General features: G+C 35.7%; 16 protein-coding genes and 1 pseudogene. 13 read left to right on the top strand and 4 right to left on the bottom strand.

The annotated features are described in order from the left end of the window. The first annotated feature begins 103 nt into the window (after positions 1-103). Positions 104-2182, top strand: a complete 2079-nt coding sequence (locus LI241_RS07950) for an NlpC/P60 family protein (RefSeq protein WP_226896973.1) — start codon at positions 104-106, stop codon at positions 2180-2182. 85 nt (positions 2183-2267) lie between these two features. On the opposite strand, the gene LI241_RS07945 is transcribed toward LI241_RS07950, so the two are convergent. The 4 genes from LI241_RS07945 to LI241_RS07930 all read right to left on the bottom strand — a co-directional run bounded on the left by LI241_RS07945 (position 2268) and on the right by LI241_RS07930 (position 5670). Beyond that, positions 2268-2825, bottom strand: a complete 558-nt coding sequence (locus LI241_RS07945; protein WP_227151129.1) for a DUF3783 domain-containing protein — start codon at positions 2823-2825, stop codon at positions 2268-2270. 9 nt (positions 2826-2834) lie between these two features. Further along, complete coding sequence (locus tag LI241_RS07940; RefSeq protein ID WP_008687753.1) at positions 2835-4481, bottom strand: membrane protein; 1647 nt, start codon at positions 4479-4481, stop codon at positions 2835-2837. After that, positions 4474-5199, bottom strand: coding sequence for an ABC transporter ATP-binding protein (locus LI241_RS07935; RefSeq protein WP_026006731.1), 726 nt, complete (start codon positions 5197-5199; stop codon positions 4474-4476). The genes LI241_RS07940 and LI241_RS07935 overlap by 8 nt, the downstream gene beginning before the upstream one ends. 204 nt (positions 5200-5403) lie before the next feature. Next, positions 5404-5670 carry an autorepressor SdpR family transcription factor gene (locus LI241_RS07930; RefSeq protein WP_008687756.1) on the bottom strand — a complete coding sequence of 89 codons (267 nt, stop codon included), beginning with the start codon at positions 5668-5670 and terminating at the stop codon, positions 5404-5406. Positions 5671-5998: 328 nt separating this feature from the next. Here LI241_RS07930 and srtB point away from each other — a divergent pair, with 328 nt between their 5' ends. The 12 genes and pseudogenes from srtB to LI241_RS07870 form a co-directional block, all read left to right on the top strand. Then, entirely contained in the window at positions 5999-6793 is a 795-nt protein-coding gene (gene srtB / locus LI241_RS07925; RefSeq protein WP_008687758.1) for a class B sortase, read from the top strand. 151 nt (positions 6794-6944) lie between these two features. Beyond that, a complete protein-coding gene (ftsW, locus tag LI241_RS07920) occupies positions 6945-8027 on the top strand; it encodes a putative lipid II flippase FtsW (protein ID WP_008687760.1) in 1083 nt (360 codons plus the stop codon). Between the two features lie 65 nt (positions 8028-8092). Continuing rightward, the gene (gene murG / locus LI241_RS07915) at positions 8093-9166 is read left to right on the top strand and encodes an undecaprenyldiphospho-muramoylpentapeptide beta-N-acetylglucosaminyltransferase (protein ID WP_008687762.1); all 1074 of its coding nucleotides are present in this window, start codon (positions 8093-8095) and stop codon (positions 9164-9166) included. Between the two features lie 8 nt (positions 9167-9174). After that, positions 9175-10077 (top strand): UDP-N-acetylmuramate dehydrogenase, encoded by a 903-nt coding sequence (murB, locus tag LI241_RS07910; protein ID WP_008687764.1) that lies wholly within the window; start codon positions 9175-9177, stop codon positions 10075-10077. Further along, on the top strand, positions 10065-10847 hold the full coding sequence (locus LI241_RS07905) for a cell division protein FtsQ/DivIB (protein ID WP_008687766.1): 783 nt from the start codon (positions 10065-10067) through the stop codon (positions 10845-10847). The genes murB and LI241_RS07905 overlap by 13 nt, the downstream gene beginning before the upstream one ends. 80 nt (positions 10848-10927) lie before the next feature. Then, a complete protein-coding gene (locus tag LI241_RS07900) occupies positions 10928-11290 on the top strand; it encodes an Asp23/Gls24 family envelope stress response protein (RefSeq protein ID WP_008687768.1) in 363 nt (120 codons plus the stop codon). Positions 11291-11300: 10 nt separating this feature from the next. Beyond that, positions 11301-12932, top strand: coding sequence for a DAK2 domain-containing protein (locus tag LI241_RS07895; protein ID WP_008687770.1), 1632 nt, complete (start codon positions 11301-11303; stop codon positions 12930-12932). Positions 12933-13074: 142 nt separating this feature from the next. Further along, positions 13075-13203: a CHAP domain-containing protein gene (locus LI241_RS07890; RefSeq protein ID WP_081484686.1), complete on the top strand. Its 129-nt coding sequence runs from the start codon at positions 13075-13077 to the stop codon at positions 13201-13203. A 275-nt stretch (positions 13204-13478) separates the two neighbouring features. After that, positions 13479-14084, top strand: a complete 606-nt coding sequence (locus tag LI241_RS07885; RefSeq protein WP_227151131.1) for a recombinase family protein — start codon at positions 13479-13481, stop codon at positions 14082-14084. Positions 14085-14146: 62 nt separating this feature from the next. Next, positions 14147-15308: pseudogene (locus LI241_RS07880) on the top strand (IS256 family transposase); the annotation flags it as partial. Between the two features lie 1830 nt (positions 15309-17138). After that, positions 17139-17390: a hypothetical protein gene (locus LI241_RS07875; RefSeq protein WP_008687775.1), complete on the top strand. Its 252-nt coding sequence runs from the start codon at positions 17139-17141 to the stop codon at positions 17388-17390. A gap of 128 nt (positions 17391-17518) precedes the next feature. Then, on the top strand, positions 17519-20393 hold a 2875-nt coding region (locus tag LI241_RS07870; RefSeq protein ID WP_227151132.1), incomplete at its 3' end, for a Cna B-type domain-containing protein.

The raw sequence follows: 20393 nt of genomic DNA, 5'->3' as shown, positions 1-20393 counted from the left end.
TGAGATGAGGATACAAAGTCTTAAACATTGGATAAAGGGAAGTTTAATAGTAATTCTCTTTTTTATTGTATGTATGCAAAGAATTGATGCACAAGAATATAAAATGGCAAAACAGCTGCCGTTTTCTGTCAGCAGCACATCAAATGTGACATCCATTACTTTAACTTGGCAATGGGTGCCAGAAGCAGATGTTTATAAAATTTATCGCAGTGAAGGTGATGCAGAACATTTTACCTATATAGGCAGTGTTGGGAACTTAGAATATACTGATAGGGTGGTGAATAAGGGGAATACAACGTATTATTATCGTATCGAGGCATATACAGGAACACGGCTCATCGCTACAAGCACATTAACTAATCATCGTCTGCAATCGATGACAGCTCCCATGCTGAGTGCCTATGTCATAGATTATTCTGGCATAGATCCATATGTACAATTAAACTGGGATCCGGTAGAAGGCAGTACTTCTTATGAAGTATATCGATATACGGCTAAGACGAAAGCTTATGTAAAAATAGCAACCATAGCTCATTCAGATAAAGTGTTCAGCTTTAACTATATGGATTCAGATCTTGCCTTAAATCAGTCCTATACGTACAAGATCAAAGCCCTACGAACAAACGAAGCACTTTATAGCAATACAATAACGGAAACGCTGGAGCCGTTAGCAACTCCAAATGTGAAAATGGAAGCAAATACTTCCTATCTTCATTTGTCATGGGATAGTATACAAAAAGCCAAATATTATGAAATTTATCGCTCAACTTCACCGACGATGGGATTTACAAGAATCGCGGTAATTGAAAATTATTATACTTTTTATACAAATCGCGTCAATAACGCTTGTAAACCAAATCAAACATATTATTATAAAGTCAGAGCTAGACGAACCATTAACAATAAGGCAAATTATGGAGCATTCAGTAAGGTTGTCAGTGGCAATATGCACTTGGCAAAGCCATCCATGAAAGCAAGTGGTGGTCCACAAATTACGTTATCATGGAAGGAAGTGCCGGATGCCAGTATATATACTATTTATCGTTCTACGCAAAGTACAACAGGTTTTAAAGCCATTGCTTGTGTTTCTGACAATCGCTATGTACAAAAAGGTGATAAAATCAAACCAAATCAACGATATTATTATCGTATCATCGCCAAGAATGAAGCAAGTGGTGTGAAAAGTTCAATTTCTAATACGGTTTCCGCTTTTATCAGTATAGGAAATCCCGCTTCAACGTCTGCTAAGGCAAGCGCCGTTAATGCGAATCAAATAAAGATAACATGGAAAAAAGCGACACGAGCTACAAATTATGAAATTTATCGATCCACCAGTAAGACAAAAGGCTTTGTGAAAATTGCCACAACGGCAAATACAACTACGTATACGGATGCCTCATCATCACTTATCCCTAAAAAAACCTATTACTATAAGATAAAACCGATTCGCAAATATTATCAATGGAAGTTTGTTGGAAGTAATAGTAATGTAACCATGGCTATGACACAAATACCAACAACAAAAATCACTTCCATTTCATCACCGGGAAAAGGGAAGGTGATCATCAACTGGAAAAAGATCAATAATGCCCGATATAAGCTTTATCGCAGCACTAGCTATCATGGCAAATATAGTCTAATAAAAACAATTACAAACTGTGCGACTACATCTTATAAGAATACCGGTTTACAGGCGGGTAAGAAATATTATTTTAAGATAAAAACCTATGTTACTGCTGGAAATAAAAAGCATTATGATGGCAAGTACACAGGTACGCTAAGTATTACAACCTGCAAATCCCATACGAAATATGATGTTGTGGATACGGCCATAGCACAGAAAAAAAAGCCATATAAATGGGGTGGCAGTGGCCCTAAAAACTTTGATTGTTCTGGGTTGATTTATTATGCTTATCGTCAAAATGGCTATAAGGTACCTAGAGCGTTGGCTTATGCCGGACATAGTATTGGCAAAAAGACAGCAACTATTAAAATGGGGGATATTGTTCATTATAAAAACCATTTTGCTTTGGTAATCAGTAAAAAGAAAATTTCCAATGGTTATGAAGTGCGTGTGATTGAAGCGATGAATACGAAAGATGGAATCCGTGAAAATGTTTATTATATGGGAGAAAATGGACCTTTATTTAATAAAAATTTCATAGGCTTTCGAAGAATCTGATGGTTACACATAAAAAAGCAGGTGCTATGCGTGATAGAAGCCCTTTGTCAGGAGGAACGCATAAGACCTGCTTTTGCTATTTTATTTAACGTTTTTGCAATGCCGCTTTTGCCTGTGTAAGGGTTGTTAAGGCAGCCTTGGCTACATCTGGTTCGCTTTGGTTTTGCAAGACCTCGTATGCTTGGATAAAGGCGGATTCATAGGCTTTCCAACTATCCGGTGTGTATATATCCATTTGCAATTCACTGCTTGCCATTAATAATTTCTGAATTTCTTCTAATGTTTGAAAATATGCGTGCTCTTTTTCGATTTCTTCTAAAAGATCAATTAACCGCCATGTTTCATTATGTTTTGTACGCATGGCTTTGCGCGGCATACTAACTCCTTGCGCTTTCATGCGGGCATTCAGTTCTTGAATTTCTTCATCACTAAACCCATCAAGAAACATCAAATCAATGTGCATATGCATAGTTTGCGTTACTTCTTGTTGGGCTTTATCCTGTATGCCTAGCAGATAACCAATTAGTTGCTGCAAGTCTGTATCTGTTAAGATACGATACGCAATCTGCATATCCGAAAGAATAGTTTCAAGAATCGGCTTTTTCTCTTGATAATCACCGAAATATAGCAGAATTTTTTTCATAAACACTCCTTATATCTTTTTAAATAATTTGCAAGCGATGGTATCCATCTTGCTATAGATTACTACAGATATTAGTAGGATGGCAATACATATGCCTATGGAGATTGGCATGATAAGATCATTTGGAAGCAGGAATAAGGCTGCAATCAATAAGCCAGCTATTAGCATTCCCCCAAACATGGCAATCATACCGGACATATTCTGTTTAACTGCAGCAGCCTCTTGTTCCCATACTAGCTTAGGATGTGCCATATCAAGCAGAATGCAAAGCTCGTTACCCAAGAAAATAGCTATAATTGCACTGATAAAAGCGATGATATAATAAAGGATAGGAAGCATTGGAAAGAGGATATAAGCAATAATGAATAAAAGGAGAATAGTGAGAACGCTGACAATGATTCCGGCATTCATCTTAGCTATTATTTGTTTTCCTAAAGGCATAGGAATGTACTTCATGAACATGACATTACTGCCTTCTCGTGATATGGCTGTTGCACTGATCATATTAATACAACCAATCAACATGCCCATAGCTAATCCAGGTAAGATGGCATAATAAGCATATCCACTAAAATCTATTTGATTAAGGGCTGCTAAATTCAAACTTTCACCTTGTGACATGATGGAAATGACAATGACAATCGGGAAAATAAAGCAAGTACCAATACAATTCAAAAAATAAACTGGTGTACGTAAAAGCAATCGCAGTTCTTTTTGCGTATACGTAAATACTTTTGATTTCTGTGTTAATGCTTTTTTCATTTCAACATCATTTAATACTTTACGAGTGCTCTTTGTTTCATCGAATCCAATTGCCCCTTTGAAATAGAAATATTTTCCCATGATAAGGAAAACAGCAAGTGCTGCGATTAAAATCAGCAAGTAAAGGCCTAGCTGCAAGATGTCCTGGCTGATTAAGGCATGGGATGCAAAAGGTACTGCAGGGAACAAATAGGCAAACATGGAAATCAAAGAATTATTACCTTCAATTAATAAATTCACTAGGGCGGAAGGATCTTCTTGCTGCATTCCGCTAGAATTCATAAAATAAGAGAAACTCAATGCGAAAGCAACACTTAAGATACCACCAATCATATTGAAGCGATCGCGATTTTTAAAAAAGGGCACAAAGCGCATTACCAGCATGGAAATAATGCTGGAAAGAACGAGAGGATAAATCGGTAAGGTTAAAGCGATGATGACCACGAATACATAAAATAGTATACTAACTGATTCATTCTGCAAATATCCCGCTATTAAAGGAAGAAAAACGATGAGCGTAAACACATATTCATATAATAAACAAACACTAAATTTACTTGCTAAAATCGTTTGGGGCTTTAAGGGGAGGGATAATAAGATTTCGCTGTCTTTACTGAAGTAAAAAACGCCGGGAATCAAGAAAATAGAGAATAGAAACGTTACTAAATTTGTCATATGAAAACCGGCTGCTAAAATACTGCCGCTTTGTTGCAGGGGAGCCATCGTTTTAAAAGCTTCTTGAAACATATAATACAGCATGAATAGCAAAGGGATGAAACATATAGCTAAAAAACCATATAACAGGTAAACCCGCATTTTCTTTGTTTTCCCATCCGCAACCATACCTGCTGCATTTTTAAATAATGTGCGGGTAAGTGAGAAATACTTACGCATGAGATATAACCTCCAAGAATAAGGATTCTAGAGAATCACAATTTGGATGGTTATGTTGCAATTCCTCTAACGTACCAAAGAAAATGATACTTCCTGCATTAATGATGGCAACTTTATCACATAACTTTTCAGCAACTTCTAAGACATGTGTTGAAAAGAAAACCGTATTGCCTTTTGCCGCATGTTCTTTCATCATCTGCTTTAGTGAGTAGCTAGATTGCGGATCTAAGCCCGTCATAGGTTCATCTAAAATCCATACATTAGGATCGCTAATCAAAACACCCATAATGACAATTTTTTGTCGCATACCATGAGAATACGATAAAATTTTATCATTTAATGCATTTTCCATTTCAAAGGTTTTAGCTAATTGCGCAATCCGTAGTTTTCTGGTTGCTGAATCAATTTCATAAATATCAGCCATAAAGTTTAGATATTCAATTCCTTTTAGCCGCAAGAAGATATCCGCATTATCTGGAACAATACCAAATTCCTTTTTAGCTTCTAAAGGTTGTGTGACAATATTTTTTCCATTAATGAGAATTTCTCCTTCATCGGGATTTAAAACGCCTGTTATCATTTTAATGGTTGTTGTCTTACCAGCGCCATTTGGCCCGATAAAGCCTATGATTTCTCCCGTCGGTATGGTAAGGGAGATGTTATCAACAGCTTTGTGTGTACCTCCGTAAACTTTTGTAACATGTTTAATTTCAATCATGATCTTTTTCCTTTCTATTGCCGTTGGCAATGCGTTTAGATTAGGGACATCATTAAACTGATCATCAAAGTTAAGCAAATAAACAATGATGATATTGGCTGCTATCAGCATACTATCTTCGAAAGAAGCGATTCACCTTATTTACGATATACATTAGAATACAATGCATATACACTAAGGGGTAAGCAATTACCGATACGAATTTCATTTCGTACGTTTTAAAGCTTTTAGCCAATCAATGAGGTCATTTACGGTTTTGCTATTTAATTCATAATAGATAAATTTACCATCACGTTCATCTAGGATGAGATCAGCTTCTTTTAAAACTGCAAGATGATGAGAAATCGTGGCATTGGTGCTGGAAAACTGTGAGACAATTTCACCTGCACTTTTTTTATGATCCTTAACTAGAAGGATAATTGCTCTTCTGGTTGGGTCACTTAAAGCTTTAAATGCTTCCTGAACTTGCACCTAACATACCCTCTTTCATTTTGAAATCTATCTAAATGTAGTATAAGCTAGCTCCATACTAATGTCAAATGATTTAAGTAATGATGCAAAAGGATTGATGAGGCTTTTTTTGGTAAATATGGTATCTTTTTAATGGCCGCGTCAGTAAGATGCAGCAGATCAAAGAATCGATGTAAAACAAACAAGGCAAAACGTTTTCCTAAAAGGGCTGTGAAATCATCGTACTTAAGTAATCAGCAACTGGTACTACGATAGTTCCTATGGTAGAATTTCTAGTAAAGCATTATGAAATATGATAAAATGAAAAAGCAATAAGGAGTGATACTGCATGCGTAAGAAAAAGCCAAAGAAACCATTAAAAAAATGGCAGAAGATCCTATACGATATTTTATTTTTAATTGCCTTGGGCGTCTTTATCTATTCCGGGTATCAGCTCTTTCATATATACTCTCAAAATCATGCGGAAGAAAAAGAGAAAATAGAGCTACAACAATTGAGTAATATACCAGATGATCTAGAAAAAGATTTTACGGTGAATTGGAAGGCTTTAAAAAAGAAAAATGATGAAATATTAGCCTGGATACTCATACCGGATACCAATATCAATTACCCTATCGTAAAAGGAAGTGATAATTCCTTTTATCTGACACATTCGTTTGAAAAGAAAGCGAACTATGCTGGTGCCATTTTCATGGATTATCAGGCAGATGGGAAATTTAAAGATCGTAATACCATTATCTATGGACATAATATGTGGCATAAGACGATGTTTACAGATATTGAAAAATTCAAAGAAAAAGCATTTTTTGATAAACATCCGTATTTATATATTTTTACACCTCAGCAAAATTATCGATGTGAAATTTTCAGTATCCATTCAGCCAAAGATCTTTCGGCATCGTATGATCTAAACTATCCGACAAAGGAAAGCTGGCAACAATATTTAAATATGGTTGAAGGATTATCCGATTTTAAACGGAATGTAAAGCTAAATACTCAAGATCATATCGTGACTTTATCAACATGTTCCTATGAAGAGGGAAATTCCACAGATCTGCGTTATCTTCTTCATGCTAAACTGGTTAAATGGGATGGCAGCTATAAGGTGAAAAAAGGGAAGTAGATGCTGACTGCTTCATCAAATAGCAAATAGAGATCGAATAAGTAATGAAGCTGTTTTTACATAGATGATAATTAGAAAATGATAAGCAAAAAGTAGCATTGCTACTTTTTCTTTTCCTTTGAGCATACAATGAAGGGAAGGTGGTGGCGCTATGTTTTCTAAAAAATGCAGACTATTGACTTTGGAAATCATGGTCTTACTTATCATAGGCATTGTTATGGTTGGCAGCAGTTCGAGAGTTTGGGCAGCCGCGAAGTTCCAGGACGCAACATATTTCATGAGCCGTCAGGCGGTATTTGCCTTACTTGGTCTATTTGTGATGTATGTTGCCAGCCGCATATCATTAGTGCATGTGCGCCGCTATGCCAAACGCTTATTTCTTTTATGTGTTGTCGCATTAATATTGGTATTGATTCCAGGTGTGGGTGTCTTGCGTAATGGTAGTCGTAGTTGGTTCGGTGTTGGTTCTTTTCTTATCCAGCCTTCAGAGTTTTTTAAGATTGCCATTATCATTTATGTAGCAGATTATCTGGCAAAGCGCTATCGTATCAAAAGCTTTCGTAAAGACTTGTTTTTTCCCGCTTTTCTGGTAATGATTGGTTTTGGCTTGATCTTATTGCAACCTGATTTTGGCAGTGGCTTGGTTATGGTCTGCTCAATTGTTATCATGGTGTTAGCGGCCGATTCTCCTTTATCTTATTTCGTACGCGTAGGTATTTTAGGCGCCGGAGGTTTGGGTGGCTTGATTTTAAGCGCACCTTATCGATTGGCACGAATTACATCGTTTATTGATCCTTGGAAAGATCCTTTAGGAGCTGGTTTTCAGATTATACAATCCCTTTTCGCTATTGCACCTGGGGGGATTTTAGGTGTTGGTTTTGATAATAGCATGCAGAAGCATTTTTATTTGCCCGAACCGCAAACAGATTTCATCTTTGCTATCTATGCGGAAGAATTTGGCTTTATCGGCAGCGTCTTACTAATTGGCTTATTTATAGCTGTTATTTATCAGGGAGTTAAAATTGCTAAAAATTGTACAGATCCATATTTATGCTATATTGCTATTGGTCTTACCTCCCTGTTTGCTATTCAGGTCATGATCAATCTTGGTGTAGTTGTCGGGTTGTTTCCAGTAACTGGGATTACGCTTCCTTTTATCTCCTATGGAGGCAGTTCTTTAATGGTTATGATGGGGAGTATGGGACTGCTTATGAGTATTGCAAAGGAAAGTTGAAAAAAGCGAATTTTATTTAAAAATACGGTATGAACATGGTATAATAAATCACAGGGAGTGATGACATGAGATTACTGATAGCAACCGGTGGAACGGGAGGTCACATATATCCGGCCATTGCGCTGGCAGATGCGGCAAAAAAACGCTATGACGATATTGACATTTTGTTTGTTGGAAATGATGATCGTATGGAGGCGAAAGAAGTACCTGCACACGGCTATCAATTTAAAGGTCTGCATGCAAGCGGTTTAACAGGTGGTATTGTCAATAAGATGAAGGCATTATTGCTGATGGCAAAGGCCTATCGCAAGGCACTCCGTATCATAGAAGATTTTAAACCTGACATTGCCATTGGTTTTGGTGGTTATGTAAGTGCACCGGTAATGCTGGCTGCACATAAAAAGCATGTAAAAACGATGATACATGAGCAAAATTCCATTGTTGGTGTATCGAATAAAATGGTGGCAAATTATATGGATGCCATCGTAATCTGTTATGAAAAATGCTTTGAAGAATTTGGCAGAGAAAAAACAAGATTGTTAGGAAATCCACGGGCAACCAATGCTGTCCAGGTTAAATTTGATGAGGCATATTATCGTTCTTTAGGTCTGTCAATGGATAAGCCGCTGATTTTGGTGGTTATGGGATCTTTAGGTTCTTCTTCCATCAATGCCATTATGAAAGATGTCTTACCTAAGATCGACAACAAATATCAAATCTTGTTTGTAAGCGGAAAAAACAATTATGAAGAAATGAAGAGCGTTTTTCCACAGGATAACATTAAGGTTGTAGACTATGTAAAACAATTGGATATCATTGCTAAAGTGGATCTGATCATATGTCGTGCTGGAGCAACGACGGCTGCTGAAATCACAGCATTGGGAACACCAAGCATATTGATTCCAAGCCCTTACGTAGCACACAATCACCAATTTTATAATGCCAGTGTGCTGGTTGAAAAAAAAGCAGCATATATGATAGAAGAAAAAGATTTGAATGCAACAGTATTGGATGAAAAAATCAAATTGATTATGGATCATCCGGCAATAAAGGAAGAGATGCATCAGCATGCGTTGGCGCTTGGTAAGCCCAATGCCAGCAGTGATATTTTAGACTGGTGCGATGAAATGAAAAGGTGAAATATAACATGACATTGAAAGAAAAATTACAGCCCTATGCGGATGTGGAAGTCAATGTGTCTTTAAAAACACGTACAACCTTTCGCATTGGTGGGAACTGCAGTTATTTTATATACCCAAAAAATGAGCTTTGCCTGTTAAGAGTTATGGACATCTTAAAGGATGAAGAAATGCCGATAAAGATTTTTGGCAAAGGTAGCAATATTTTATGCAGCGATGATGACTATGATGGTGTGATTCTCTGTCTGGATCGCTATTTTACGGATTTTTATTTTGAAGAGGATGGCAGTTGTTTGGTGCAAGCAGGTACAAGCATCATCTTGTTGGCACATGAGGCTATGAAGCGTTCTTTAAGCGGTTTGGAATTTGCCAGTGGCATCCCCGGAACGATTGGCGGCGCTTTGTTTATGAATGCCGGTGCTTATAAGAGTGATATGGCAGGCATTGTCCAAGAGGTTTATGTACTGAAAGAACATACGATCTGCATTATGCGTAAGGATGAATTAGACTATGCCTATCGTCATTCTATTTTTCAACAGCACCGAGACTGGTTGATCTTAGGATGCCGTTTGCAATTACAGGAAGGCGATCAAAAGGAGATTCGTGATGTTATGGATTCACGGCGAAAACGTCGTATGGATTCACAACCTTTAAATAAGCCATGTGCCGGCAGTGTGTTCCGCAATCCGGAAAGCCATCAGGCTTGGCAGTTGATTGAGAGTATCGGCATGCGAGGAAAACGCATCGGTGGAGCTATGGTTTCTGAAAAACACGCAAACTTTATCGTGAATGAAGATAATGCCAAAGCTAACGATGTGGCGGCATTGGTAGAAGAAATTCAAAAAGAAGTCAAGGAACGTTTCGACATTGATTTAATTACGGAAGTAGAGAAATTCAATTGGAACAATTAGACGAGCTGCTTTACGATGATGTCGAAGCGAAATACCTGGCTCTGCAAAATAAAAAGAAAAAACGTAAAAAGCGGCGCAGAAAACGGCGACTTGTGATTGCTGGTGCTATACTTTTAGTGGCATCCTTGTATTTTATGAGTGATATTTCTAAGGTGAAATCATTAGAAGTAAAAGGTAATCGCTTTTATACGAAAGAAGATGTCTTGAAAAAAGCGCATCTTTCCTATGAAACACGATATATGATCACACCGAAATGCTACCTTTCTTGGAAATTGAAAAAAGACGATTTCATTGAAGATGTGGAAATTGAGAAAAGCATGGATGGCGTGATTGCTATTGAAATCAAAGAAAAACTGGTCATTGGTTACTTTGTCGAAGGTGAAAAGAATTATGTTTTATTGAAAGATGGCTCACAGAAGGAAATAACCAGTGAAAACCTTGACACCATAGTCAACTACCCATTGATTGATGGTTTTTCCAAGAAAGAAAGGAAAAACTTAGCTGCTGCATTTGCTAAAAATAAAAAAGAGGTTAGTCAGGATATCGTATCTATGATTTCTGAGATTACACCGCATGCTGAAAGTTACGATAAGCATATGGTGAAAATCGTGATGCAGGATGGCAATACGATCTATACCTCCTATGATTCCGTATTTATCCTTAATTCTTATAAACAGACTTTAAAAAATTTGAAAAAAGATCATGTCTGCTTTGTCATGGATGCGAATACGGAAACCTACATAACGGAAGACTGTAAAGCCTTTAAGTAAGAATTTTAAGGTATTTGAGAATCTTTCTTGGATTTCCAAGGGGATTTTGATATAATAATGAGGATATAAGGAGGAATTTTATGTCAATCTCTAAAAGTACACAGTACGGAAATATCAATGTTTCCATCGACGCAATCGCCTCACTTGCCGGTGGTGTTGTAACCGAATGCTATGGCGTAGTCGGTATGGCATCCCAAAAATTTGTGAAGGATGGAATCGCAGAATTACTAAAGAAGGATAATTATGCCAAAGGTGTTGTTGTTCGTCAGCTGGATAACAATGACTTGGAATTGGATTTATATATCATCGTATCTTACGGCGTGAAGATTAGTGAAATCGTTCATGAGGTGCAGATGCGTGTGAAATACATGTTGGAAAAAAATCTGGAATTAGACTTTAAGAAAGTTAATGTCTATGTGCAAGATGTCAAGGTTATAAAGTAGGTAGAGAACTATGGAAATGATCAATGGAAAATTGTTGAAAGACATGTTGGCAAGCGGTGCCAATAATTTGTCAAATAAGTTTACGGAAATCGATGCATTAAATGTGTTCCCTGTGCCTGATGGTGATACAGGAACGAACATGTCGCTGACGTTTAATGCGGGCGTAAAGGATGCTTTAGCATGCACTAGCGATGATGTGTGCGATATTGCAAAAGTATTATCAAAAGGGTTATTAATGGGAGCAAGAGGAAATTCCGGAGTTATTACTTCGCAGATTTTCCGCGGTTTATATCAGGGTGTAGATGGCATGAAGGAAATCAACGGTTTCCAATTAGCAAATGCGCTGGTTATGGGTTCTCGTGTTGCCTATAAAGCGGTCATGCGACCAGTAGAAGGAACTATTTTAACTGTAGTACGTGAAGCTGCTGATTACACATATGCATATGCAACCTCAACGCAAGATGTGACTTGCTTACAAGTTATGGAAAAAATGCTGGAGGAGGCGAAGGAGTCCTTAGAGAGAACGCCTGATCTTTTGCCGGTATTAAAAGAAGTTGGTGTCGTTGATAGTGGCGGTGCTGGACTTGTTACGATTTTTGAAGGGTTTGTTTCTGCACTGAAAGGTGAAGTTATTGAACGCCAAGAAGCACAGGAAAGTAAAGAAGTTGCCGGTGCTGGTATGGAGAGCGAAGAATTCGGCTACTGTACAGAATTCATCATTCGTTTATCGGAGCATGGCGCTAGAAATTTCCAAGAAGAAGCATTACGTGATTCACTTGCTCGAATTGGTAATTCTATTGTATGCGTGCGTGATGATGATATCGTTAAAGTACATGTACATACCTTGACTCCTGGAGATGCCTTAAATATGGGACAGCGTTATGGTGAATTCGCAAAACTTAAGGTAGAAAACATGCAGGAGCAGCATGAAAATATCATGATGAACGCAACGGTAGAAGAGAAACCAAAAGAAGAAAAACCAAAACAGAAGTATGCAATTATTACGGTTGCAGCAGGGGATGGTTTGAAAGATATGTTTAAAGAACTGCGTGCTGATTATGTTATCAGTGGTGGGCAGACGATGAATCCTTCTACCGAAGATTTTGTGCAAGCCATTCATCAAGTGAACGCAGAAAATATCTTCTTATTGCCAAATAACAGCAATATTATTTTAGCAGCACAACAGGCCGCAAGTGTCTGTGAGGATCTGAATGTGGAAGTCATTCCATCAAAATCCATTCCTCAAGGATTAAGTGCATGTATCATGTTTAATCCTGATGTGGATTTCGATATGAACCTGGCTGAAATGAATGATGCCATCAGTATGGTAAAAACCGGTCAAGTTACGTATGCCATCAAGGATACGACATTTGAAGGATTAGATATCAAAGCTGGCGATTACATGGGCTTAAAAGAAAAAGACATTGTTGTATCATTACCAGATAAAATGGAAGTAACACGACAGTTACTGGATATGATGATTGATGGAGAAAGTGAAATCGTGACGCTTGTTTATGGCGAGGATGTCAACGAAGAAGAAGCAAATGAGATTGCTAGTTATATTGAAGATAAATACGATGTTGAGGTAGAACTCAACAATGGCATGCAGCCGGTATATTCGTTTATAATTGGTGTCGAGTAGAATACTACTCGAAGTAACAACGTATTAAACATAGGGAAAAGAGGCTGTAACGAAATAGACTGAATTGACAAGTCTATGAGGTTACACCTCTTTTTTCTATGCCTCGTTCTGGAAACATCAACAAAGGAAACCAAGAGGTAGTATTCCTCTGCCAGGTGATATCATCTTTTTCGATTGGGAAAATGCTGGTGTTAGTGATCATGTTGGAATCGTGGAACGTGTTGATAATAATACTATTTATACGATTAAAGGCAATTTCATCTATGAGTAATTATAAAATTAATAGCAGAATTATTTATGGATACGAAGCTATCAAAAATGAATGAAGACTTTTTCGCTCATTCTACATAGTTTAAGAAAACTCATATAATTTCTGATCTGTAATATTCTGCTTAAATTTATTCTATAAACACCATACTGTTATCTATTTTGGGTAGTAGCTTTTTTAGTTCAGCTAATTCAAATATGGAAATAATTAACACTGACTCTATAATGAAGATGTGAGATAATTAAAAATTGAATTACCGGAATAGGAGGAATTATTTAATGAAAAAATATGGTTATGTAAGAGTCTCTACAAGAGATCAAAATATCGATAGACAGATGTCTGCTATGCTAGAAATAGGAATTGATAAAAAGAAAATATTTATTGATAAATTATCAGGTAAAGATTTTAATCGCCCCAAATATAAGCAATTAGTAAATCGGCTTACAATGGGTGATGAACTTTATATCAAATCTATTGATCGATTAGGTAGGGACTACGATGAAATCATTGAACAATGGCATTTTCTGACAAAAATAAAGGATGTGGATATTATTGTATTGGATTTCCCTCTTTTAGATACAAGAAATCAGGTCAACGGCGTTACAGGGAAATTTATTGCAGATTTAGTATTACAAATTCTTTCTTATGTGGCACAGATTGAACGTGAAAACATTCGTCAACGTCAGATGGAAGGTATCAAGGAAGCCAAAATAAAAGGTATTCAATTTGGGAGACCTGCAAATGATTTACCGGAAAGATTTACAGAAGTATATAATTTATGGAAAGCCAAGCAGATAAGTCAACGTGAAGCGGGAAGATTGCTTAATACCAATCATGTTACATTCGGTCGCTGGGTGAAACGAGTAGAAAAACTTAATAAATAGTGAGAGTGTAAAATAAACTGTGTAAAATAAGATCGTATAACTTAATGATACGCAGTTTTTTACAATCCATAGAGGATGCAGATGAAGCACTCAAGGAACTTTTTGATCCTATATTTGAATCATTGTTCCAAGGTGAAATGAATCATCATTTAGGATACGAAAATGATGATAAAGATTATAAACAAAGGCAGAATCGCAGAGATGGATATAGTCAAAAAACTGATCATACTACAAAGGGAGATATCACGATCGTTACACCAAGAGATCGTGATGGCTCTTTTGAAGCACAGATGATATCAAAACGATAAAGAGATGTTTCAGGAATAAAAGATAAAGTATTGGCGTTGTACATGAGGAATGAGTCAACGTGATATATCAAAAACAATAGAAGATATCTATGGATTTTCAATTTCTCATGAAATGGTATCCGATATTACAGATGTCATACTACCAGAACTAGAAGAAAGGCGAAATAGACCCTTGAAGAAGTGCTATGCCTTCTTGTTTATAGATGGTATGTATGTAACATTGCGTAATGGCTATGAGGCGAAAGAATGCGTTGTATACACGATATTAGGCTACGATTTGAATGGATATAAAGATATCCTTGGATTATGGCTTAGTGAAAGTAAGAGTAAGAATTATTGGATGCAGATATTTGATGAATGAAAGCACGAGGATTAGAAGATGTTTTCTTTATGTAGATGGATGGGGTTAGTGTACTTAAGGATGGCGCAAAAGCCAACTTCGGATGTGATCGTACAGCGAGCATCGTCCACTTGATACGAAACTCAATAAAGTATGTACCAAGTAAAGATTTTAAAACATATACTTCCCATCTTAAGAAAGTATATGGAGTGCCAAGCCTTAAAACTTGTCAAGCAGAGTTTGAAAAATTCCAACATGCATGATCACAATTTCCAGGAGCAGTGGACGTATGGCGGCGTAATTTTAGTTATGAAACAACTGTTCGATTATGGGAGTGCCGTAAGAAAAGTAATGTATACGACGAATGCGATCGAGGCAATCAATTCCAGTTTCCGCAAAGTGACGAAAAAAGGCGCCTTTCCAAACGAGAACGCCTTATACAAATTACTATATTTACGTTGTACAGAACTTGAAAATAAATGGGAGAATGGTACCATCCGCAGTTGGTCACAAGTATTAAATCAACTCATTATCAATGACAAGTTTAGCTCTCGCATTGAGAAATATCTAAAGTGATTATATTTTACTTACACACTTTTCTTGACAAACCTGCTACCTTCCTTAATTTAAAAATTTTACACATTGTTATCGACAAGCCTAATAGATGTTTAATTATTTTTTTATGGTGCACACTTTTCGTGACAAACCCTAAATAGTTAAATTTTAGATTTTTTATGACAAAAATTACACATTTAGTTCCATCTTTTTTTGATTGAATAATTCCTAAAATTCCCATCCTTATGTCATATTTCCATTTTATCATCCTTGAAACGAAAAGTGTGCTTTCTTTACCATCTACAAATTCGATACTTATAATTTTACTTAAAAAAGTTTTCAGTAAAATTCCTAATATGTCTAAATAGTAATTTATCGCTAGAAATATATTAGTGAAAAAAAGGGAAAGGAGGTTGTTATATAGAAAAATGGAAATACAGACAGATTGTTACCATGGGAGACAATTTGGAATTTTAATAGTCCTTTCTTCTTATCGAAATAAAAAGGGATATTGGAAATGTATTTGTCAATGCAAGTGTGGAAAGCAAAAAGAAATTTTCACTAGTAATCTTCTAAATTGGTGGGACAAAAAGCTGTGGTTATACAAGAGAAAATCCGAATCTGATTGAGGGTACGAATTTATGTCTAATCCGAGTTGAAAAACTCTCGAAAAGTAATACAAGTGGTGTAAGAGGAATGTCCCCTACTCGAAATGGTAAATGGATTGCTAAATCACATTTCAGGGAAAGTGATATTTTCTTGGAACATATGCAACAATTGATGAAGCAGAAAAAGCAAGAAAAAAGGCGAAGAGAAATATTTTAAGCCATTTCTTGAAGGTATGGAAAAGAATAATTGAAAGGAAATTGAAAAAAGAAATTATGCCTATAGCTCTGTCAGGTGGGATAACACTATCTGAATTTGGAAACGATGTGCTGTATGAAGTATTCATTGACATTAAAGAAGTGAATGCTATTAATGAATAGGAAGTAACTAAATTTAGTGTTTGTGTTGCTAAGCCATTTTGGCATACAATCAGGAAAACAAAAACAGATAATTTGAAATGGTTCATTATATGTAAATAAGGAGAGAATAAGTGTGAAAGAAAATCAAAAATATAGCAATTTAATAGACTTGAAACAATTTTCATACAATACTTTTGCTTACATGTAGTGAGGGAATGGAGGAAATATGAATAATTAATGATGAAATTGTAATAGAAACATGGCGAGAGACTGAGTCAGAATTAGAAATTATTGAGTTAGGGTTAGAAGAAAAAGAGCTGAAAACAAAAGGATCATTGAATGGCGATATTAAAGTTTCGTTACCAATTAATACACAGTTCTGGGAAGCAGATGTACGTTATGAAGTATTAGAAGAAGGAAAAGTTAGTATCTCTGATATAGATAAATTTGTTTCACAATCTAGTAATCCCAAAATATTGTAAATAGATAGTGTGACATATGGTAGCATAACCTATTTAATTACACAAGTAGAACATTTGGCTGTAACTGGATATGAAACAGTAATAATGACTAATGTGAATACATTTTCAAATCGACCTTCAGGTAACTGAGATTAGGCTAGAGTGAAAAGAATCTTTCCAAACGTAACGAAATCAAATCAAGAGATGATTTTATGTTTTTTAAGAATCGTTTTCATACCTTAGATTTAGAAAACATTACTTCTTTACCTGTTCAAATGTTTTATGTGTTTAGTAAATTGTAAGAAGTTTCATTACCCAAAGTAACAGTGGTTGAAAAAGCCGATTAGGAACTAATACCTTTATGGAAACCCCAATTGAAATAGTTAATATGCCTTCCCTTTTAAAAGTAGGAAATAAAATGTTTTATGACGGTAATTTTTTTAAAAACTATTACAATACCATATGTACAAGAGGTAGAGGAATTAGAGTTTTATAGAGCCAATGTGCTAGAGGTTGTCGACTTACTGTTGGTGAAGAAAGTTGGGAAAAACGCATTTCGTGTTTTAAGTAATCTAAAAGAAATCAAGATGCGGGAAGTTGAAGAGTTAGAGAATTTTGAAAAAAGTAGAAGAGAAAAAGGGCTTTTCCAATTCGAAGATTGGGTACTTTATGAATAAAGAATTAAGAAAGAATCTAATATCTTTTTGATGCCGTTCATTATTTATTCTGAATCACGAATATATTAGAAAAAACACATAAAATAAAGAACAATGTTTTATATAAGGAGAGAAAGAGAGATGCAATTATGAAGAAAATATTTAGAGTCATGCCAATATTATTACTTTTAGTTAGTTTAATAACGTTTGCAATACCCCAAAATAAAGTGTTTGCAAATAATGACAACATTGCTTTTGGTGAGAATGAAGCATCAAATTATGTGGTTCATACAACGATGGAATCAGATAAACAAGCAGTTGCAATTGATATTAAAATAGAAGCAAAAGAGAATATCAATATACAGAAGGTAACTTTACCGGATAAAAGTGAAGTTTCTTTAGTAAATTCAAGCATCACTTATCGTGCGTTAGAAAATGGTACATATGTATTTACTGTGTATTATACAAAAACAGAGGGCACTAGTTCTGAGGTCATTAATGATAAAAATCAAACAAATGAAATTTTGACAGTGGATATTACAGTAGATGTGGATGATATTGAAAAATTAATAGAGAAAGAATCATCTGAAAATATTGAAAAGAGTAAAGTTGATCAAGAAAAAGTTGCTCAAGAAAAAGTTGCTCAAGAAAAAGTTGCTCAAGAAAAGTTAAATAAGGAAAATGTGTTAAAAGAAACAAAAATTGAAGATTCAGTACAGGTTTCTACATGGGCAGAGTTAGAGACAGCACTACTAAATAAAGATAATATTTTTATAGAAATAACAAAGGATATTGAAATAGAAGATGAAATCCTTATACAGAATGGAAGAACGGTGCATTTTACTGGTGTCGGCAGGCTGGTCCGTTCTGAAAAGCTTGATAAATCATTGCATATGATAAATATAGAAGAAGGAGGAAATGTGTATATAGAGGGTATTACTATTGATGGTAATAATGTTGGTGATCGATTTATGAACATGAAAAGAGTTGCCACTGCAATAGAAATATCAGGAAAACTTACATTAGTATCTGGAACAATTACTCGACACACCTGCTATGTGATTCATATGCAGGGAAAAAATGCTGAATTTCATATGCAAGGAGGCATTATTACTGAGAACGAAGCTTCTTCTGGTTTATTAATAGAAGATCATGCTACCTTTATAATGGATGGGGGAGAAATCACAAAAAACTCCTTTGATAATTGGTCAGATATGGAAGAAAATGGAATTTATTTATTAAATGGAAGTAAGTTTATATTAAATAATGGATACATCACAAATAATATATGCGATGGATTAATGAGTGGAATTGTTAATGTTAGTGGTGGTCGAAGTAATCGAGATGAAGATGCTGCAAGTTTCGTTATGAATGGGGGAGAAATTTCCAATAATTATAGTAATAGAACAGCTGGAGGAGTAACTGTTGGTACTTGGTTAGATCCTGATTATGTAACAGTTGCTAACTTTCAAATGAATGGTGGTAAAATATCCAATAATACTTCTAGATTCAGTGGTGGAGGAGTTTTTATTTTATGTAATGGTGAATTTGAGATGAATAATGGGGAAATCATAAATAATCAAGCTCCTATGGGAGGCGGAGTCTCAGCATTTGATGCTTTTGTTGCGATGGGGGCAGGTGATGCTGGTTTTGATATAAATGATTGGGGCACTAAGTATAATTGTCCTGCTGCATTCACTATGAATGGTGGTGTGATATCCGGGAATAGCACAAATGACGCCATTCAAGCAGATGCTACACAAGGTACAGGTGGTGGTGTTTATGTCGCTTCGAATAAAGTGACATTGAATGCTGGCAAAATAACTAATAATAAGGCAGAAGATCAAGGTGGTGGTGTATATGTTGGAAGTATTCCTTATGAACTTCATATGTATAATACCTTGATTACAGATAATGATGCAACTTTATTAGGAGGAGGGATATGGTCTTGTCCTACTGGTAGTGTACAAATTCATGTGAATAATGGAGGGGCATTGTTTGATAATAATGCCTTGACAAATGCAGCAGGAGATGATTATGTGTCTGTTCCAAGAAGTGATAAGTATATTACAACACTTGCTGAGAGAATGCTAGGGGGAGGCAGTGTTACATATTATGAAGATGGAAAGGTTTTAGAATTAGGAGTATTAGGAAAACCAGATCCATCCGTCTCTCGATTTGATCCTGCAAATCATGGGGAACCAATAAAAAATATTAGTAATAGTAAAGAAACATATGCTTTGAAAGTTGATACAACACAGAATGCAAAAGAAATAGCAAAGGATGCAGCCAAGCTAATTATTTCAGGAAATACTTCTGTAAGAGGTGGTGGAATAGGAACAAATGGAAGTGTCGTTATTGGAGAAGAAGAGAATAATCAAACCATTCATGTAGAGAAACAATGGGCAACTATAGATGGAAAAACACCGACAGTAAAAGTAGACCTAATTCGTATTGATCAAAATGGGAATAGAACAATTCTTGATACAGTAGAATTAAATGAAACGAATAATTGGAAGGTAACATTTAACCATTTACCGTTGCAATATACTTATGATGTTGAAGAACATGCAATGGAAGGATATAGAGCAACATATGAGAAAGTTGTGAGCGAAAATGAAATATCTATAATTATTAAGAATACACAGAGTACCATCGAAAAAAAAGTAACAAAAGTCTGGAATGATAGTAATAACCAAGATGGAATACGACCAAATGAAGTAAAGGTACAACTTTTAGCTAATGGAAAGGCCTTCGGGGAAGTGCTCACACTGAATGAAAAAAATAATTGGAGTTCTTCTTGGAAAGATCTTCCAAAGTATGAATCAGGAAAAGAAATTGAATATACTATAAAAGAACTAGATACAATTTCTGGATATGAAAGTAAGATAGAAAGTGATAAGGATGGAAACTTTATTTTAACAAATACACATGCTGTCGAACTTATCAATAAAACTGTAGCGAAGATTTGGAATGATAGTAATAACCAAGATGGAATACGACCAAATGAAGTAAAGGTACAAC

Origin of the sequence: Longicatena sp. 210702-DFI.1.196 (assembly GCF_020563125.1) — a bacterium.
Lineage (GTDB): Bacteria > Bacillota_I > Bacilli_A > Erysipelotrichales > Erysipelotrichaceae > Longicatena > Longicatena caecimuris.
The sequence above is the reverse complement of the archived record's forward strand: the minus strand, read 5'-3'. Positions and strand labels throughout refer to the sequence as shown.